9 protein-coding genes are annotated in these 18,194 nt (G+C 71.9%); 6 read left to right on the top strand and 3 right to left on the bottom strand.

The features are described 5' to 3' along the window. Window positions 1-66 precede the first annotated feature (66 nt). Both ACQEXA_RS21390 and ACQEXA_RS21385 read right to left on the bottom strand, forming a co-directional pair. Window positions 67-1,629, bottom strand: coding sequence for an alpha/beta hydrolase (locus tag ACQEXA_RS21390; RefSeq protein WP_432932243.1), 1,563 nt, complete (start codon window positions 1,627-1,629; stop codon window positions 67-69). Between the two features lie 138 nt (window positions 1,630-1,767). Next, window positions 1,768-4,626 (bottom strand): lysylphosphatidylglycerol synthase transmembrane domain-containing protein, encoded by a 2,859-nt coding sequence (locus ACQEXA_RS21385; protein ID WP_432939535.1) that lies wholly within the window; start codon window positions 4,624-4,626, stop codon window positions 1,768-1,770. A 186-nt stretch (window positions 4,627-4,812) separates the two neighbouring features. On the opposite strand from ACQEXA_RS21385, the gene ACQEXA_RS21380 reads away from it, so the two are divergent. The 5 genes from ACQEXA_RS21380 to nudC all read left to right on the top strand — a co-directional run bounded on the left by ACQEXA_RS21380 (window position 4,813) and on the right by nudC (window position 15,149). After that, window positions 4,813-5,178 carry an MGMT family protein gene (locus ACQEXA_RS21380; RefSeq protein ID WP_359395976.1) on the top strand — a complete coding sequence of 122 codons (366 nt, stop codon included), beginning with the start codon at window positions 4,813-4,815 and terminating at the stop codon, window positions 5,176-5,178. A gap of 314 nt (window positions 5,179-5,492) precedes the next feature. Continuing rightward, a complete protein-coding gene (locus tag ACQEXA_RS21375) occupies window positions 5,493-8,957 on the top strand; it encodes an ATP-dependent helicase (protein ID WP_432932246.1) in 3,465 nt (1,154 codons plus the stop codon). 105 nt (window positions 8,958-9,062) lie between these two features. Further along, the gene (locus tag ACQEXA_RS21370; RefSeq protein WP_432932247.1) at window positions 9,063-12,629 is read left to right on the top strand and encodes a UvrD-helicase domain-containing protein; all 3,567 of its coding nucleotides are present in this window, start codon (window positions 9,063-9,065) and stop codon (window positions 12,627-12,629) included. Window positions 12,630-12,639: 10 nt separating this feature from the next. Beyond that, on the top strand, window positions 12,640-14,043 hold the full coding sequence (locus tag ACQEXA_RS21365) for a dipeptidase (RefSeq protein WP_432932249.1): 1,404 nt from the start codon (window positions 12,640-12,642) through the stop codon (window positions 14,041-14,043). Between the two features lie 164 nt (window positions 14,044-14,207). Beyond that, the gene (nudC, locus tag ACQEXA_RS21360) at window positions 14,208-15,149 is read left to right on the top strand and encodes an NAD(+) diphosphatase (protein WP_359395967.1); all 942 of its coding nucleotides are present in this window, start codon (window positions 14,208-14,210) and stop codon (window positions 15,147-15,149) included. Window positions 15,150-15,326: 177 nt separating this feature from the next. On the opposite strand, the gene ACQEXA_RS21355 is transcribed toward nudC, so the two are convergent. Beyond that, window positions 15,327-15,569 carry a mycoredoxin gene (locus ACQEXA_RS21355; RefSeq protein ID WP_359395965.1) on the bottom strand — a complete coding sequence of 81 codons (243 nt, stop codon included), beginning with the start codon at window positions 15,567-15,569 and terminating at the stop codon, window positions 15,327-15,329. 290 nt (window positions 15,570-15,859) lie between these two features. Here ACQEXA_RS21355 and ACQEXA_RS21350 point away from each other — a divergent pair, with 290 nt between their 5' ends. Then, the gene (locus ACQEXA_RS21350) at window positions 15,860-18,058 is read left to right on the top strand and encodes an ATP-dependent DNA helicase UvrD2 (RefSeq protein WP_432932252.1); all 2,199 of its coding nucleotides are present in this window, start codon (window positions 15,860-15,862) and stop codon (window positions 18,056-18,058) included. Window positions 18,059-18,194 lie beyond the last annotated feature (136 nt).

Raw genomic sequence — 18,194 nt, 5'->3', positions numbered from 1 at the left:
GACCTGCGCCTTTGCTCTGCAAGAGGGACTGGTCGATCTGCTGGTCGGGACGCGGGGCCGGTCCTGCTAGGTGCAGACCGTGCCGGCTGCAGGAACCTTTCCGTCGAGCAGGTAGGCGTTCACGGCGTTCTGTACGCACTTGTTTCCGCTGTCGTAGGAGCCGTGTCCCTGGCCCTTGTACGTCAGCACGACTCCGACGGCCTTGCCCAGTGCCTGCGCCATCCTGTACGCACCCTCGTACGGAGTGGCCGGGTCACCCGTGTTGCCGATCACCAGCATCGGCGGTGCGCCGGGTGCGCTCACGTCCGGGTGGTCGGCGGCGCCGTGCACCGGCCAGTTGGTGCAGCTGAGCATGCCCCAGGCCAGAAACTCCCCGAACACCGGGGACGCGGCCCGGAACAGGGGCAGCTTCGCCTTCACGTCGGCGATGCTGTACCGCTGTCTCGCGTCCGCGCAGTTGATGGCGATGTTCGCGGGGATGAGGTTGCTGTAATGGCCGCTGTCGTCCCGCCCGTTCAGCGCGTCCGACAGCAGCATCAGCACCTTGCCGTCGCCGGCGTACGCCTGCTGCAGGCCTTGGGTGAGGTACGGCCAGAAATCCTTGGAGTACAGGGCCTCGGCGATGCCGTTGAGGGCGGCCGTCTGGGTCAGTTTGCGGGAGTCGACGCCGGGGAGGGGCTTGCTGTCGAGGCTTTTCAGCAGCTTGAGGATCCGGTTCTGGACGTCCTGCGGCGTCTTGCCGATCGGGCACCCCGTGTTCCGCGAGGTGCAGTCCCGGACGAAGTTGTCGAGCGCGAGCTGGAAGCCCTTGGCCTGACCCAGTGAGCTCTGCTCCGGATTCTCCGTCGGGTCGACGACCGCGTCGAGCACAGCCCGCCCGACCTTATGGGGGAACAGGTGTGCGTAGACGGCGCCCAGTTCGGTGCCGTAGGAGATGCCGAAGTAGTGCAGCTTGGCGTCCCCGAGCACTTGGCGCATCAGGTCGATGTCGCGGGCAGCGTCGGTGGTGCGCACATACGGCAGCACCTTGCCGGAGTGAGCCTCGCAGGCCGCGTTGAACTTCTTGATGCTGTCCAGGTACGACTTCTGCTCGGCCGCGGTGTCGGGTGTCGCGTCCTGCTGGAAGAACGTGTCCAGTTGCGGGTCGTTCTCGCAGAGCACGCCCGCGCTGCGGCCGACTCCGCGGGGGTCGAAGCTGACCAGGTCGAAGCGGGTGCGCAGGGCCGCGTAGTCCTGCGCGAAGGCGGGCAGCGCGGCCACCCCGGAACCTCCGGGGCCGCCGAAGTTGAAGATGAGTGATCCGATGCGCTTGCCCGGGCCGCTGGCCGTCGCCCGGATCAACGCGAGGTCGATGCTCCCGCTGTTGGGGTTGTTCCAGTTCAGGGGCACTTTCAGGGTGGCGCACTGCCACCGTCCGCCGTTGGGCAGGGGCGCGGGGGCGCTGCCGCCGCCCTCCGATTCGGACGGTGCCGGACAGTCCTTCCAGTCCAGCTTCTGGTTCGACCAGTTCAGCGCCGGGCTGGACAGCGCCACACTCGTGGTGGCGTTGGCGCAGCCCGTCAGCAGCGAGGAGACGAGGACGGTGGTGGCGGCCATGGAGATGGCGCGGATCCGATGAGGGTTCGGCATGCTCCCATCGTGGGGCTGGACCACCTGGGACGCTCACGCTGCGAGCCGTGCGGGTGAGTTCGGGCGATGCGGAGGGCGTGGCGCGTTGCGTGCGGCGGGGCACACGCGCGTGTGCCCCGCCGCACGCAACGCGCAGCTCTAGAGCGAGCCCCTGCGCGTCAGATGGTTGAAGAAAAGCCATCCCGGCAGCACCGGCAGCCACAGCGTCAGGAGCCGGTACAGCAGCACCGCGGGCGCGGCGACTTCCTTGGGAAGACCCACGGCGATGAGACCGACCGTCAGGGTCGCCTCCACCGCGCCCACGCCGCCCGGGGTCGGCGCGGCCGAACCGAGCGCGTTGCCCGCGAGGAAGACCACCGCGACGCTGGCCAGGCTCAACGTGCTGGTCTCCTCGTGCCCGAACGCCCGGATCGAGGCGTCCAGGCACATCACGAAGCAGGCGGTCAGCAGCAGCATGCCGCCGATGCCGGTGATCAGCTTCTGCGGGCGCTGCAGGACGTCGAGCATGCGGGGCACGACGCCCGCGAACAGGGACCTCACGCGCGTGACGACGAATTTCCGCATGAACGGCACCGATGTGACCACCAGCACGAGCACGGCGACCGTCAGCAGACCGGCGATGACCGTGCGGGACGGCGACAGGGACGGCGTCTTCTCGGTGCCCGTGAGGTAGCCGAAGGACAGCAGCATGAGCACATGGCAGCCCAGTCCGAACAGCTGCGACGCGCCGACGCTCGCCACGGCGAGGCCCGGCCGCACGCCCGCGCGCTGCAGGAAGCGCGTGTTGAGCGCGACACCGCCGACCGCCGCGGGCGCCACGATCTTCACGAACGACCCGGCGACCTGGGCCGCCGCGGTGCGCAGGAACGGCACCCGTTCGGGCACGAAGCCCAGCAGCGCCATCGCCGCGGCGACGTAGCTCAGCGCCGAGAAGAACACGGCCGCCGCCACCCAGCCCCACTCGGCGTTGGCGAAGAGGGGGCCGAACTCGATGTGCGTGAGCTGCGTCAGCAGGAAGTACGCGCCGATGGCGCCGGCCATGAAACTGATCAGCGTGCGCGGCCGCACCCGCTCCAGCCGGGCCGGCTCGACCGGCGCCTGCGGCCTGATGCGCAGCACCTGGTGACGGATCTGGGTGAGCAGGTCCTCCTCGCGGGCGCCGTCGATCGCCTCGTCGATCGCCCGCTTCTCGGCCCGCTGCTCGGCGCGTACGGCCTTCTTGTCGGGCTTGTCGAGGACGACCCCGGTGCCTTCGCGGTCCTCCTCCAGGCGGGCGGCCTTGGCCTGCCTGGAGGCCTCCAGGACTTCCTCCCGCTCACGCTGGGCCCGCTCTCGGGCCAGCTTCCTGAGCGTCGCCCGTGTGGAGCGGGTCAGCGCGATGGGCTGCAGCATGGGCAGGCAGTCGGCGACCGCGTCCGGGCCGAGCACGCCGACCGCGGAGGCGACCGACCGCTCGGCTCCCACACGCAGTCCGAGTGTGGTGAGCAGCTGCGCGATGTCCATCCGCAGCACCAGGTCGCCGGCCGCGATCTCCCCGTTGCGCAGGTCCGTCAGGATGACGGCGCCGGAACGATCCACCACGATGGCGTCGCCGGCGAGCCGGCGGTGCGCGATACGCCGCGACTGGAGCGCGCGGACCTGCTGCCAGGTGTCGCGCAGCAGTTCGTCGGTGATCTCCTCGTCGGACAGCTGGTCCAGGGTGCGGCCGCCGGTGTGCTCGTAGACGAGCATCACCGCGTCGGGCCCGAGCTCCGAGGTCGCGATCAGCTTGGGCGCGTTCGCGCCGGCGGCGATGGCCGCGTAGGCGAGCAGCGCCTCCTGCTCCAGCGCCTGGCGTAGCGACTGCAGGCTGCGCCGGGTGGTGATGCCGCGCAGCGTCAGCTGCCGCCACACGCGGTAGAAGAAGCCCTGGGCCTGCTGTTCGCGGTCGACGACGGTGACGTCGAGGGGCGGGCCGTCCTCCAGGGTGACGAAGTAGCGCCGGCCGCGGTCGCCGTTGTCCGTCGTGTCCGGAAGGTCCTCTCGCGCGGCGCTCACGGGGCGGAAGCCCACGGTGCGCAGGCCCGCCATCAGCGTCCGCCCGGTCGGCTGCACGTTGGGTGAACCGACGGCGTAGAGCGTCCCGGCGGCGACGCTCCAGCCGATGAGCACCGTAAGGATGATCGAGAACGGTGTGGTGTAGCCGGTGACCAGCATCGAGAAGGCGTCGAGCAGCAGCACGACCCACAGCACGGCGCGCCAGCGGGGCCTGCGTGACATGCCCACGGCCGTCATATAGGCGATGACCGGTGCGAGGTAGCCGTGCACCGGGTCGGTCAGGGCGTGGATGTCACCGGGGGAGGGCTGGGTGAGCGCCTCCCGGATGGACGGCGGGGCGCCCCTGGCGACCCATAGATCCGTGGCGAGCGTCACCCCGTGCGCGAGAACCGCGGCGAGGACGCCGTCGGCGATGCGCAGCCCGTCCCGCTTGATCAGCCGTTCGATCGCGAAGGCGACCGGCACCAGCAGGACCGCGATGCTCGACGCCAGACCTGCGATCTTGATCAGTAGATCGGGTGCCTGGCCCGTGCCCTTGTTGATGTCCTGTTCGAGCCCCGAAGTGGTTCCGTGTGCGAACGCGGCGATGGCGAGCAGCACGGCGATCGCGAGCACGCCCACCAGCAGGCGCATGAGGTCGGAAGGCCGGTGCACGCGCGCGGGGAGCAGCGGTTCGTCGCCCTCGACCTCGTCGTTGTGGGCGTCGGCACAATGCTCGTCCGACTCGGACCGCGGCCTCGGGGCCGCCAGCCGGGGCTCCTCGTTCTCGTCCGCCTTCTCGCGCGTGGCCTCGTCCTCGGCTGCCTTCTTGTACGCCGTTGCCTCGTCGTCCGCCTGCTTGTCGGCACGCGGCTTCTCGTCACCGGGGCCGGAGTGCGGGCCCATGGATTCGGTGTCCGGGCGCGACGAACCCGCAGAGGTGCCCGCCGCGTCGTCGGGGTGCACGCCCTGCTGCTTCATCATCTCTTCTTGATCTCGTATCACCAGTCACCGCCCGCACGATGGTGGCACGTCTTCCCGACACTCGGGGGCATCAGGGTGCAAATGCGGGGGCGCACAGTCTGCCCGAAGCGCCGCGCCGGGGCGAGGGATACGCCCCGTCACTCTCACCTCACATTGTCGGTGCGGTGCGGCAGGATGGGTCGGATGAGCGAGGAGAGCCTTCCGGCGGACGCCCTGCCGGATTACGCGGAACGGGTCCTTGACGTGGCCGAACGCATTCCGTCCGGGCACGTGATGACGTACGGGGACGTGGCCGAGTGGCTGGAGGAGGGCGGTCCGCGCCAGGTGGGCCGCGTGATGGCCCTCTACGGAGGAGCGGTCCCCTGGTGGCGTGTCATCCGTGCGGACGGCGTCCTGCTCCCGGGCCACGAGCTGGAGGCGCTGGGCCACTACCGCGACGAGGGCACCCCCTTGCGCGAGGCCGGCCGCGCCACCGACGGCCATCTGCCGCGGGTCGACATGAGACGGGCCCGCTGGAGCGGCGACGAACGCGCGGAAAGACCCACCTGACAGCTTCCGGCATCGTGCGGACCCAGAGGCGACCCGTGGCTCGTCCGGGGGAAGTCCGGCACATCCGTGACATGCCGTACGTTCGTTCAGCGGGGGGCATGAGCGACCCGACGGGCGCGTCGGACCGGGGGGAAGGACTGCTTCCGCGATTGGCGCGGGCGTAGCGTCGACGGCGCCCGTTCCTCTCATCCCGCGGCCACCGCCCGCCGCGCGCGGCCGTCCTCCGACCCGTGGCCCGACCACGATCCCTCGACGACGGCGCCACGCGCCGACAGTGACAAGCCCGAGTACGACCACCAGGACCGGCGAACCACGTGAGCTCCTCTTCCTCCACCAGGCGCCTGCCGCACCCCCAGGTACGGCAGGGGAGCCGTGGCGCTTACCGACTGGTGCGTACCCCGCCCGTCCGGGTGGACCCCCCTGTGCTGGACGCAGCACAGCGGGCCGTGGTTGACCACGAGGCCGGTCCGCTGCTCGTCCTCGCGGGCCCGGGCACGGGCAAGACGACCACGCTGGTCGAGTCCGTCGCCGCCCGGATCGCCCGCGGCGGCGACCCGGAACGCATCCTCGTGCTGACGTTCAGCCGCAGGGCCGCCGTCGACCTGCGCGACCGCATGGCCCGGCGCACCGGCGCGGCGCACGCCCCGCAGGCGACCACGTTCCACTCGTTCTGCTACGCGCTGGTCCGCGCCCACCAGGACAGCGAGCTGTTCGTGGAGCCGCTGCGACTGCTGTCCGGCCCCGAACAGGACGTGGCCGTGCGCGAGCTGCTCGCCGGTCAGCCCGACCTGGAGCGCCTCGGGCTCGCCCATGTGCGCTGGCCGGACGAACTGCGCGCCTGTCTGACCACGCGTGGCTTCGCCGACGAGGTGCGTGCCGTGCTGGCCCGCACCAGGGAACTCGGCCTCGGCCCGGACGCCCTGCGCCGCTTCGCCGAGCGCATCGGCCGTCCCGACTGGACGGCCGCGTCGGCCTTCCTCGCCGAGTACCTGGATGTCCTCGATCTCCAGGGAGTGATCGACTACGCGGAGCTGGTCCACCGCGCGGTGCTCCTGGCCCGCCGCCCGCAGGTCGCCGAGTGGCTGGCCGCCCGGTACGACGCGGTGTACGTGGACGAGTACCAGGACACCGATGCCGCGCAGGTACGCCTCCTGCGGGCGCTGGCGGGCGGTGGCCGCACCCTGGTGGCCTTCGGCGACCCCGACCAGTCGATCTATGCGTTCCGGGGTGCCGACGTCGGCGGCATACTCGAGTTCCCCCACGCCTTCCCGCGCGGAAACGGCGCTCCGGCACCCGTGGAGGTCCTCAGGACCTCCCGCCGCTCCGGTGCGGCTCTCCTGGCCGCCACCAGGCTGCTGACCCGGCGCATGCCCCTGACCCGGCTTCCGGCGGAGAAGGTGCGCGCCCACCGGGAGCTCGCCGCGGAACGCGACGGGGGCCGTGTCGAGGTGTTCACCTACCCGACGCCCGGCACCGAACTCGACAACATCGCCGACATGCTGCGCCGGGCACACCTGGAGGACGGCGTGCCGTGGGGCGAGATGGCCGTTCTGGTGCGCGCCGGAGCCCGCACGATCCCGGTGGTCCGCCGCGCCCTGACATCGGCCGGGGTCCCCTTGGACATCGACGGCGACGACCTGCCGCTGCGCCACGAACCGGCGGTGACCCCGTTGCTGACGGCACTGCGCGCGGTGGCACGGGCGGAGGCCGCGTCCACGGGACCCGGTGACGGCGTGCCGGAGCCGGAATCCGGAGAGTCCGGGCACAAGGGAGTGGAATCAGAGGGGGCGGAGCAGGGCGAGATCGAGCAAACCGGAACGAAAGCCAGTGTGACGGCGCAAGTCGGTGCCGGGCAGGGCGAGTCGGGAAGGGACACGACGGATCCCGTCCCGCAGCCGTGGCTCGACACCGAGACCGCGCTCGCCCTGCTCACCTCGCCCCTCGCCGGCATGGACACCGCCGACCTGCGCCGCCTGGGGCGCGCCCTGCGGGAGGAGGAGCGGGCCGCCGGCAACCCCGTACCGCCGCCGTCCGACGAACTGCTCGCACGGGCGCTGGCCGAACCGGAGCGGCTGGTGGCGCACGACCCGGCGTACGCGCGCGGCGCCCAGCGCCTGGGCGCTCTGCTCAGGGAGGCCCGTGAACGGCTCGCCGGCGGCGGCACGGCCGAAGAGGCTCTGTGGGAGCTGTGGGGTGGCACTCCATGGCCCAGACGTCTGGAGAGCGCATCCCGGCGCGGCGGCGCGGCCGGGCGCAATGCCGACCGCGACCTCGACGCCGTGTGCGCCCTCTTCGCGACGGCCGCGCGCGCCGAGGAGCGCACCGGCGGCCGGGGCGCCCTCAACTTCCTGGAGGAAATCGAGGCCCAGGACATCGCCGCCGACACGCTGACCCGCCGGGCGGTGCGCCCCGACGCCGTACGTCTGATGACCGCGCACCGCTCCAAGGGCCTGCAGTGGCGCCTGGTCGTCGTCGCCGGTGTCCAGGAGGGGCTGTGGCCCGACCTGCGCCGCCGCGGATCCCTGCTGGAGGCCGACCGCATCGGCCGTGACGGGCTGGCCGAACCCCTCACCCCGGGCGCGTTGCTCGCCGAGGAACGCCGGCTGTTCTACGTCGCCTGCACACGCGCGCGTGAACGCCTGATCGTCACCGCCGTGAAGGCCCCCGCCGACGACGGCGACCAGCCCTCGCGCTTCCTCGCCGAACTCGGTGCCGAACCCAAGGACGTCACCGGCCGCCCGCGCCGCCCTCTGGCCGTCGCCGCGCTCGTCGCCGAACTGCGCGCCACGACCGTCGACCCGCGTGTGTCCGACACCCTCAGGGAGGCCGCCGCCCGCCGACTGGCCCGGCTCGCCGCGCTCACCGACGAGGACGGCCGCCCCCTGGTGCCGTCCGCGCACCCCTACCGCTGGTGGGGCATGTGGGACCCGACCGAGAGCAAGGTGCCGCTGCGGGACCGCGACCAGCCGGTCGTGCTTTCCGGTAGCGCGCTCGACCAGCTCGCGAACACCTGCGCCCTCCAGTGGTTCCTGGGCCGGGAGGTGAAGGCCGACACACCGGCGACCGCCGCCCAGGGCTTCGGCAACGTGGTGCACGTCCTCGCCGACGAGGTCGCCTCCGGGCGCACCCCGGCCGACCTCGACGTCCTCATGGAGCGCCTCGACTCGGTGTGGAACGCGCTCGCCTTCGACGCGCCGTGGAAGTCCGAGCAGGAGAAGGACAACGCGCGTGTGGCACTCGAACGCTTCCTGAAGTGGCACGTCGACTCCAACGGAGCCCGCCCCGGGCGTACGCCGGTGGCGAGCGAGCACGACTTCGACGTCACCCTCGAAGCCGGTGACTACGAGGTGCGCATCCGGGGCTCCATGGACCGTGTCGAGACGGACGCCGATGGCCGTGCCTACGTGGTCGACTTCAAGACGGGCAAGCAGGCCCCCAGCGCCGCCGAGGTGGCCCGCCATCCGCAGCTCGCCGTCTACCAGCTCGCCGTGCGCGAGGGAGCCGTCGACGAGGCCTTCGGCGGCGTGCACCCCGAGCCGGGCGGCGCCGAACTCGTCCAACTGCGGCAGGGCGCACCCAGGAAGGACGGCGGGGACACCCTGCCCAAGGTGCAGGCTCAGGCACCTCTGACGGGGGAGTGGGCCGGCGAGCTGCTGGCCACCGCCGCGGGCAAGGTCCTCGACGAGCGCTTCTCCCCGGACCCCGGGCAGCACTGCACGCACTGCGCGTTCCGCGCCTCGTGCAGCGCGCGACCGGAGGGCCGTCACATCGTGGAGTGACCACGCCCGTGTGGTGGACCGCCCCGTGCGTGCCGACCAGCGCTTCCTCGAGCCCGGCGGCCGATGTGGCATCCGCTGTCAGTGGCCGCCGATAGCCTCTCCGACGTGCCCGCCCGTATCAGCGACCCCGAGCAGCTCAAGGAGCTCCTCGGCATCCCGTTCACCCCGGAGCAGACAGCCTGCATCACCGCACCGCCCGCGCCGCAGGTGATCGTGGCCGGCGCCGGGTCGGGCAAGACCACGGTGATGGCGGCCCGCGTGGTGTGGCTGGTCGGCACCGGACAGGTCGCCCCGGATCAGGTCCTCGGGCTGACGTTCACGAACAAGGCGGCCGGTGAGCTGGCCGAGCGCGTCCGCAAGGCGCTGGTGAAGGCGGGCGTCACCGACCCGGACGTGATCGATCCGGACAACCCGCCAGGCGAGCCGGTGATCTCCACCTACCACGCCTTCGCGGGCCGCCTGCTGACCGACCACGGGCTGCGCATAGGGCTCGAACCGGCCTCGCGCCTGCTCGCCGACGCGAGCCGCTACCAGCTCGCCGCGCGCGTGCTGCGCGAGGCGCCGGGCCCCTACCCGGCGCTGACCCGATCCTTCCCGGACCTGGTCAGCGACCTGCTCACCCTCGACTCCGAGCTGGCCGAGCACCTCGTTGGGCCCGAGGAGGTTCGCGCGTACGACGCCGAACTGCTGCTCACCCTGAACGGCGCCCGGCTCACCAACGCCGACCTGCGCAAGGTTCCCGAGACGGCCGCGGCCCGCCGTGAACTGGCTGAGCTGGTCGTCCGCTACCGCGCGCTCAAGCGGGAGCGCGACCTCCTCGACTTCGGCGACCAGATCGCCCTCTCCGCTGACCTCGCCCGCATCTCCGAGGTGGGGCGCATTCTGCGTGACGAGTTCCGTGTGGTGCTGCTCGACGAGTACCAGGACACCTCGGTCGCCCAGCGCGTCCTGCTGGCCGGCCTGTTCGGCGGCGGTACCGGGCACCCCGTGACCGCGGTGGGCGACCCCTGCCAGGCGATCTACGGCTGGCGCGGCGCCTCCGTCGCCAACCTCGACGACTTCCCGGAGCACTTCCCGCACAGCGACGGCCGTCCCGCGACCCGCCAGGCGCTCAGTGAGAACCGCCGCAGCGGCGGCCGCCTCCTCGACCTCGCCAACGGACTGGCCGAACCATTGCGCGCCATGCACGCGGGCGTGGAGGCCCTGCGCCCGGCTCCCGGCGCCGAGCGCGACGGACAGGTCCGGTGCGCACTGCTCGGCACCCACGCCGAGGAGATCGACTGGGTCGCCGACTCCATCGCCCACCTGGTGCGCACCGGCACGGCACCCGGCGAGATCGCCGTCCTGTGCCGTACGGCCACCGACTTCGCCGAGATCCAGGGCGCCCTCGTGGCCCGCGACATCCCCGTGGAGGTCGTGGGCCTGTCCGGGCTGCTGCACCTGCCCGAGGTCGCCGACCTCGTCGCCGTCTGCGAGGTGCTCCAGGACCCCGGCGCCAACGCCTCCCTCGTCCGCCTCTTCACCGGGCCCCGCTGGCGCATCGGCGCCCGCGACCTCGCCCTCCTGGGCCGGCGCGCCCGGCTGCTCGTGTCGCACGCGCGCGTGGACGCCGACGACGACCCGGACCGCCGGCTCGCCGCGGCGGTCGAAGGCGTGGACCCGGCCGAGGTGATCTCGCTCGCGGACGCCCTCGACACCTTCCTGGAACTGCCCATGGAGGCCGGGCGGGAGCACGACGGCCTGCCGTTCTCGCCCGACGCGCGCGTACGGTTCGCGCGCCTCGCCGCCGAGCTGCGCGAGCTGCGCCGCTCCCTCGCCGACCCGTTGATGGACGTGCTGCACCGGGTGCTCGCCGTCACCGGCCTGGAGGTGGAGCTGGCCGCGTCCCCGCACGCGCTGGCCGCCCGTCGCCGCGAGACCCTGTCGAACTTCCTGGACATCGCGGCCTCCTTCGCGGCCAACGACCCGGACGCCACCCTCCTGGCGTTCCTCGGCTTCCTGCGCACCGCCGCACAGTACGAGAAGGGCCTCGACAACGCCCTGCCCGGCGGTGAGAACACCGTCAAGGTGCTCACCGCGCACAAGTCCAAGGGCCTCGAGTGGGACGTCGTCGCCGTGCCGGGACTGGTCACCGGGACCTTCCCGAGCACCCAGGGCCGCGAGAAGTGGACCGCTCAGAGCAAGGTGCTGCCGCACGCCCTGCGCGGTGACGCGGACACCCTGCCCGACGTAGAGCGGTGGGACTCCCGGGGACTGAAGGCCTTCCACGAGGCGATGAAGGAGCACCAGCACACCGAGGAGCTGCGCCTCGGCTACGTCACCTTCACCCGCCCCCGCTCCCTGCTGCTCGGCTCCGGGCACTGGTGGGGACCCGCCCAGAAGCGCCCCCGCGGACCCTCCGACTTCCTCCAGGCCCTCTACGAGCACTGCGCCGCCGGGTACGGCGAGATCGAGGCCTGGGCCGACGAGCCGGCCGAGGACGAGGAGAACCCGGCGCTGCTCCGGGCCACCACCGACCACGCCTGGCCGCTCCCGCTGGACGAGGCGGCACTCGCCCGTCGTCGCGCCGCCGCACAGACCGTGCTCGCCCACCTCGACGAGGACGCCTCGCACGACGGCGCCCAGCCCGCCGCCACCCCCGACCCCTCCGCGTACGACGACCCGGAATGGCCGTCCAACCCGGAGGACGAAGACCTCCACGAGGAGCAGGCCCCGGAGGAGCGAGTCCACGAGGGCACCTCGTACGACGAGCTTCCCGACGACCTCCCCGAGGAGGACGCCTCCGACTGGGATCCCGAGGAGGACGCCTCCGACTGGGATTCCTGGACGACCGACCGCCCCGCGGCGCCGCCCGAAATCCCACACGCACGCGTGCAGCCCGGCGACGGCATCCCCACCATCCCCCACGCCCGCCAGAGCCCGGCCGAGGACATCCCCGGGCTCACCCCGGAGGAGGCCCGGACCATCGCCTCCTGGGACCGTGACCTGGACGCCCTCACGGGAGAGCTGCTGCGCGCCCGCGCGGGCGTCACCGACGTGCCCTTGCCGACGTCGCTGACCGCCTCCCAGGTGCTGCGACTGGCCGCCGACCCCGATGGGCTCGCCCAGGAACTCGCGCGCCCCATGCCGCGCCCCCCGCAACCCGCCGCGCGCCGCGGCACTCGGTTCCATGCCTGGGTCGAGGCACGCTTCGAAGAACTGCGGCTGCCCATGCTGGAGCCCGAGGACCTCCCCGGCAGCGAGGCCGAGATCGCCGACGAGCGCGACCTGGAGGCCCTCAAGGAGGCCTTCGAACGCACCCCGTACGCGCACCGCACCCCGTACCGCGTCGAGGCTCCGTTCCAGCTCGCCATCGCCGGGCGCGTGGTGCGGGGCCGCATCGACGCCGTCTACCGCACGGACGACGGCGAGTCGACCACGTACGAGATCGTCGACTGGAAGACCGGCCGGACCCGTACCGGCGATCCGGTCCAGCTCGCCCTGTACCGGCTCGCCTGGGCCGAGCAGCAGGGCGTCCCTCTCGAAGCCGTCGAGTCCGCGTTCCTGTACGTCCGCAGCGGTGAGGTCGTACGCCCTGAAGACCTGCCGGACCGGGCCGCACTGGAGCGGCTGCTGCTGGCCGAGCCGGCCGCGCAGGAACCGGCGGACCAGGATGCCGGCGCGGGCCGATAGGCTCGTGAGCATGAGCGAGACCCCGGACAGTGCCGTCCGCACGTACATCGACCACCACCGCGCCGCCTTCCTCGACGACCTCGCGGAGTGGCTGCGCATCCCGTCGGTGTCCGCCCAGCCGGAGCACGCGGCGGACGTGCGGCGCAGCGCCGAGTGGCTGGCCGCCAAGCTGGCGGAGACCGGCTTCCCCACCGCCGAGGTGTGGCCCACCGGCGGCGCTCCCGCCGTCTTCGCCGAGTGGCCCGCCGACGACCCGCAGGCGCCCACCGTCCTGGTCTACGGCCATCACGACGTGCAGCCCGCCGCCCGGGAGGACGGCTGGGACAGCGACCCGTTCGAGCCGGTGATCCGCGAAGGCCGCCTCTACGCGCGGGGGGCCGCCGACGACAAGGGGCAGGTGTTCTTCCACACACTCGGTGTCCGCGCCCACCTCGCCGCCACCGGCCGCACCGCGCCGGCCGTCCACCTGAAACTGCTGATCGAGGGCGAGGAGGAGTCCGGCTCCCCGAACTTCCGCACCCTCATTGAACAGCGCGCGGACCGGCTCGCCGCCGACGCCGTGATCGTCTCCGACACCGGCATGTGGTCCGCGGACACGCCCACCGTCTGTACGGGCATGCGTGGCCTTGCCGACTGCGAGATCGTCCTGCACGGGCCCGAGCAGGACATCCACTCCGGCTCCTTCGGCGGCGCCGTGCCCAATCCCGCCACCGCGGCCGCCCGCCTGGTCGCGGCCCTGCACGACGAGCACGCGCGCGTGACGATACCGGGCTTCTACGACGGCGTCACCGAGCTCACCGACCGCGAACGCGCGCTCTTCGCCGATCTGCCCTTCGACGAGGAGCAGTGGCTGCGAACCGCCAAGTCGACCGCGGCCCACGGTGAAGCCGGTCACACCACCCTGGAACGCATCTGGGCCCGCCCCACCGCCGAGGTCAACGGCATCGGCGGCGGCTACCAGGGGCCGGGCAGCAAGACGATCATCCCGTCCTCGGCCATGGTCAAGCTCTCCTTCCGGCTCGTCGCGGGCCAGGACCCCGACCACGTCGAAGGGGCCGTCCGCGCCTGGGCCGCCGACAAGCTGCCCGCCGGGATCAGGCACGAGATCACGTTCGGCGCCGCCACCCGCCCCTGTCTGACCCCCCTCGACCACCCCGCCCTGCAGTCCGTCGTACGCGCCATGGGCCGCGCTTTCCAGCAGTCGGTCCGCTTCACCCGGGAGGGCGGATCCGGACCCGCCGCCGATCTCCAGGAAGTCCTCGGCGCGCCCGTCCTCTTCCTCGGCATCTCCGTCCCGTCCGACGGCTGGCACGCGCCCAATGAGAAGGTCGAACTCGATCTGCTCCTCAAGGGCGTGGAGACCGCCGCGTACCTGTGGAGCGACCTCGGGGAGATCCGGCGCGATGCGGACTGACGACGCCCTCGGCGGGGCGGCCGACCGGGCGTGCCGTGGAGCACGGCACACTGGAAGGACCACCCCGCACGCCCAAGGCCCACGGGACCCGGTCCCCTCCAGCCGCACGTCCCGCTGAACCACCCGCCGAAACCACCGCCGCACCGGGGGAGTTGGAAGCACCCGTGACCACCTGGACCGACCACACCGCCGATCGACCCATCTCGCTCACCGCCCCGAGCGGCATCGACCGCGCCGCCCACCACCGGCTCGACGAGGCCTGGCTCGCCGCGGCGTGGAGCCACCCCACAACCCGTTGCTTCGTGGTCTCCGGTGGTCAGGTCCTCATCGACGAGACGCCCGACGGCCGGACCGAACTCGTCATGACCCCGTCCTTCGAGGCGCCCCTCACGGAGGCCCACCGCTACTTTCTGGGCACCGACGAGGACGGCATCAGCTACTTCGCGCTCCAGAAGGACGCTCTGCCCGGCCGCATGGACCAGTCGGCGCGCCCGGCCGGACTGCGCGAGGCGGGCCTGCTGCTGTCCCCGCGCGACGCCGGACTGATGGTGCACGCGGTCGCCCTGGAGAACTGGCAGCGCATGCACCGCTTCTGCTCGCGCTGCGGCGAACGCACCGTCATCGCGGCCGCCGGCCACATCCGCCGCTGCCCGGCCTGCGGCGCCGAGCACTACCCGCGCACGGACCCCGCGGTGATCATGGCGGTCACGGACGACGAGGAGCGCATCCTGCTCGGCCGCCAGGTGCACTGGCCCGAGGGCCGCTTCTCGACGCTCGCCGGCTTCGTCGAACCGGGTGAGTCCATCGAGCAGTCCGTGCGCCGCGAGGTCTTCGAAGAGGCGGGCATCACCGTCGGCGAGGTCGAGTACGTCGCCAGCCAGCCCTGGCCCTTCCCGTCCAGCCTGATGCTGGGCTTCCTGGCCCACGCCACCTCCACCGACATCACCGTGGACGGCGACGAGATCCACGAGGCCCGCTGGTTCTCCCGCGAGGACCTGCGCGCGGCCTTCGAGTCCGGAGAGGTCCTGCCCCCGTACGGCATCTCCATCGCCGCCCGTCTGATCGAACTGTGGTACGGCAAGCCCCTGCCCACGCGGAGCGCCTGACCACGGCACACGTAGGCCTGAGAGACCCGTTCCGGAGCAGGCCGGACCTGCGGCGCCGGCTGCGATGACGCTCCGCGGTGACCGGGCCGACGGGGCTGACGGGGCACAAAACGACGGGAAGGCGGTCCCTGAGACACCTCAGGGACCGCCTTCCCGTGAAATCGTTCCGGCGCCGCGTTACGCGCTGATCTTCTGCTTGACCTGCGCCAGCGACGGGTTCGTGAGCGTCGAACCGTCCGCGAAGAGCACGGTCGGGACCGTCTGGTTTCCGCCATTCGCCTTTTCCACGAAGGCCGCGGAGTCCGGGTCCTGCTCGATGTTGATCTCGTTGTACGTGATGCCCTCACGGTCCAGCTGGCTCTTCAGCCGCCGGCAGTAGCCACACCACGAAGTGCTGTACATCGTCACAGTGCCCGGCATGTCGGTCGCGCTCCTTTACGGTCCGGTGTGCGTAGTCGCAGAGACGGCAACGTATGTGAACCTTCCACCATTCCCGTCACGCGCTATGGGCATACTCCTCCCAGCGGTGTGCCCGCCGTAGGGAGCGGTGACGCTCAGCACGGGAGGGTCACGCCTGCCGCATCAAGCGGGGAGCGTTGCGCCTGCGGTACCCACGGGAGGGGCGTGGCGCCTGCCGCATAAGTACGACTGCTGGGCCTCCCTGTGGACAACCGCCGCACCCGTCTCCGCCGACCTGGCAGCATGGCGGGGTGACAGCAGCAACGCATTCCACCCTCTTCCCGCAGACTCCGGACTCGGCCGACGCGGTGCTCGACGGGCTCGACCCCGAGCAGCGCGAGGTGGCGACCGCCCTGCACGGTCCGGTGTGCGTGCTGGCAGGTGCCGGCACCGGCAAGACGCGTGCCATCACGCACCGCATCGCCTACGGGGTCCGCGCCGGCATCCTCCAGCCCTCCAGCGTGCTCGCCGTCACCTTCACCAACCGCGCTGCGGGCGAGATGCGCGGCCGCCTCCGCCAGCTCGGCGCCGGAGGGGTCCAGGCCCGGACCTTCCACTCCGCGGCCCTGCGCCAGCTCCAGTACTTCTGGCCGAAAGCCGTCGGCGGCGGCCTTCCGAGGATCATCGATCGCAAGATCCAGCTCGTCGCCGACGCGGCCGCCGCATGCCGTGTCCGCCTCGACCGCAACGAGCTGCGGGACGTGACCGCCGAGATCGAATGGTCGAAGGTCACCCAGACCGTCCCGGCCGACTACGCCGCGGCGGCCGTCAAGTCGGGCCGGGAAGCACCTCGGGACCCCGCCGAGATCGCGCAGCTGTACGCCGTGTACGAAGACCTCAAGCGGGACCGCGCCGTCATCGACTTCGAGGACGTCCTCCTCCTCACCGTCGGCATCCTTCAGGACCGGCACGACATCGCGGACGAGGTGCGCGCCCAGTACCAGCACTTCGTGGTCGACGAATACCAGGACGTCAGCCCGCTCCAGCAGCGCCTGCTGGAGCTGTGGCTCGGCGACCGCGACAGCCTGTGCGTCGTCGGCGACGCCAGCCAGACCATCTACTCCTTCACCGGCGCCACCCCCGACCACCTGCTCGACTTCCGTATTCGCCATCCCGGAGCCACAGTCGTCAAACTCGTTCGCGACTACCGCTCCTCGCCCCAGGTCGTCCATCTCGCCAACGGCCTTCTCGCCCAGGCCCGCGGCCGGGCCGCCGACCACCGCCTCGAGCTGGTCTCCCAGCGCGATCCGGGCCCCGAACCCGACTACAGCGAATACGCCGACGAGCCCGCCGAGGCCGAAGGTGCCGCCCGTCGTATTCGCGACCTGCTCACCGCGGGCGTGCCCCCGGCCGAGATCGCGATCCTGTTCCGCACCAACTCCCAGTCGGAAATCTACGAACAGGCCCTCGCCGACGCCGGGATTCCCTATCAACTGCGCGGCGCCGAGCGCTTCTTCGACCGTCCCGAAGTACGCAAAGCGGGCATCGCCCTGCGCGGCGCCGCCCGGTTCGGCGCCAACGACTCCCTCCTCGACGACGCCGTGGACCTGCCCTCCCAGGTACGCGCCGTCCTCTCGGGCGAAGGCTGGACCGCCGCACCCCCAGCGGGCTCCGGAGCCGTCAGAGAACGATGGGAGTCCCTGGCCGCACTTGTGAACCTCGCCCAGGACTTCGCGGCCGCCAAGCCCGGCGCCACCCTCGCCGACCTGGTGGCGGAACTCGACGAGCGGGCCAACGCCCAGCACGCCCCGACGGTGCAGGGCGTCACTCTCGCCTCGCTGCACTCGGCCAAGGGCCTTGAGTGGGACGCCGTCTTCCTCGTCGGCGTCGCCGAAGGCATGATGCCGATCACCTACGCCAGGACCGATGAGCAGATCGAGGAGGAACGCCGCCTCCTCTATGTGGGTGTCACCCGCGCCAGGGAACACCTCCATGTCTCCTGGGCTCTCTCCCGTTCACCCGGCGGCCGCCCCGGCCGACGGCCGAGCCGCTTCCTCGACGGACTGCGTCCCGGTTCCTCCGCCGGCACCGGCCGCGTCACCGTCGCCGGCCGTGGAGGCATCGAACGTGGCTTCAGCGCAGCTGCTACAGCGGCCGCTCCGCGCCGCCACAGCAGAACTCCGGCCCGCTGCCGGGTCTGCGGGCGCACACTGTCCGAGGCCGGCGAGATGAAGCTGATGCGCTGCGACGGCTGCCCCTCCGACATGGACGAGGGCCTCTACGAGCGGCTGCGGGCATGGCGGGCGGTGCAGGCGCGCCGCAGCGGACAGCCCGCCTTCTGTGTCTTCACCGACCGGACCCTGATCGCGATCGCCGAAGTCGCCCCCGGTGACGACGGCGAACTGGCGCGCATCCCGGGTGTCGGAGTCCGCAAGCTCCACCGCTTCGGGGAGGATGTTCTGGCCATCTGCGCGGGCCGTGACCTCGCAGAAGAGGACGACGGCGACTGATACGAACTCGTCGAAAAAATAGTTTGCGCATGCCCCGGGAATCCCCATAGGTTCTAAGCACGCGAACGGCGGCCTTCTCGGAGGGCCCCATTCCGTGTTGTACTTGCATATCCGTTGGACTGGGCTCGCCCCGGTC

This window comes from Streptomyces sp. CA-106110, from assembly GCF_050936285.1.
GTDB lineage: Bacteria > Actinomycetota > Actinomycetes > Streptomycetales > Streptomycetaceae > Streptomyces.
The sequence above is the reverse complement of the archived record's forward strand: the minus strand, read 5'-3'. Positions and strand labels throughout refer to the sequence as shown.